The 1,257-nt window shown below is 43.9% G+C and carries 1 protein-coding gene; it reads right to left on the bottom strand.

The annotated features are described in order from the left end of the window. Window positions 1-1,195, bottom strand: a 1,195-nt coding sequence (locus KHM83_RS19555; RefSeq protein WP_213238723.1) for a DDE-type integrase/transposase/recombinase, incomplete at its 3' end; no start/stop codon positions are given. Between the last annotated feature and the right edge of the window lie 62 nt (window positions 1,196-1,257).

Below are 1,257 nucleotides of genomic sequence, written 5' to 3'. Positions count from 1 at the left end.
TCGGGCCAATTTCCTGAATGCCGGCTTTGAATGGTTCAAAGTCCTTGTGGTGGATTTCAACTTCAGTTTTCCAAGTCGGATCATATTTGACCTCGACGCTGCGGCCGATTAGTTTTGTGCCAACATCGTATGCTTTGCCATCGAAGCTGATGCAACCAGTCTTATCGACCTTTCGAGTTTCAGTATGAAGAAAGGCTTCAGTGAGATCCGCCGCATTTACAAATCGTAACGCACGTTTGTCTTTTTCGAAAGCGATTTTAGGCGACAAACCATCTAGAGATGAATGTGCGTTTTGATGATAGTATCCTTCAATCCAAAGATTCAAAGCATCATTGAGTGCTTCAAGTGTTTTAGGCTTGCTCAAGGCAGCTTCCGCGAGAAATGCATCCATGCGTCTGTTAAAAGCCTCAACTTTGCCTTTTCCTTCTGGATGGTAAGGTTTCGCGAAAAGCAAACGGATGCCGAGTCGATTACAGGCCTTTTGTAGCCATTCACTTCGGTATTGCTTACCGTTATCGACATAAAGTTTATCCGGTTTTCCAAAGGCCATGATGGCTGATCTAAGGCTGTCCTCTATGATGTCTACTTTCTGGTTATCATAGAATTTTGCAGCTACGATATATCTGGTCGCATCATCAATGAAGACTGATAGGTATACTTGCTTCATGGTACCGTCTTTGCCAATGGGCAGATACGGTCCATATTTGATATCGCCCTGATAAAGCATGCCGCGGTGTTCTTTGGCAAATCGCCTTGAGGCGGCACCTTTTTTAGCATAGAGTTTCACTTGGGAAGCGCCAAAGCCTTTTGACTGCAAGTGGCGCTGAAGTGTGCTCCTGTGTACGGTGCCGGGTTTAATGATTTCTTCTAGTTCAAGGATGCGGATGATATCTGTTACACTTCTCGTAGGGCATTCCCTACGTAGAATAATGGCGTGTTCAACAATTTCTCCAAAGTTGTCAGGCAAGGTCTTGCTTTCTCGTGTATAGCCGGTTTTTGGCTTGAGTCCTACAAAACCATCACGTGTATAGGCTTCAAGGTATCTGGAAATACTTCTGTAAGAGAGATTATTATCTTCACTGATTTTTTTCTTGAGCTCAATAAGCTGACTGGTATCAAGGTGCTCGTCCAATAATGGCGTGATCATTCTAAGCCTTACAGCTGCGACATCATCAGGGGTCTGTTTTTTGTTCATGCTAAGTCTCCTTTCACTATTTATAGAAAGGGTACCATGAACGATTTACGGACAACAGGCAA

This window comes from Fusibacter paucivorans (assembly GCF_018390735.1).
In the GTDB taxonomy this organism is placed as follows: Bacteria; Bacillota; Clostridia; order Peptostreptococcales; family Acidaminobacteraceae; genus Fusibacter; species Fusibacter paucivorans.
This window is presented reverse-complemented; position numbering and strand designations above follow the sequence as displayed.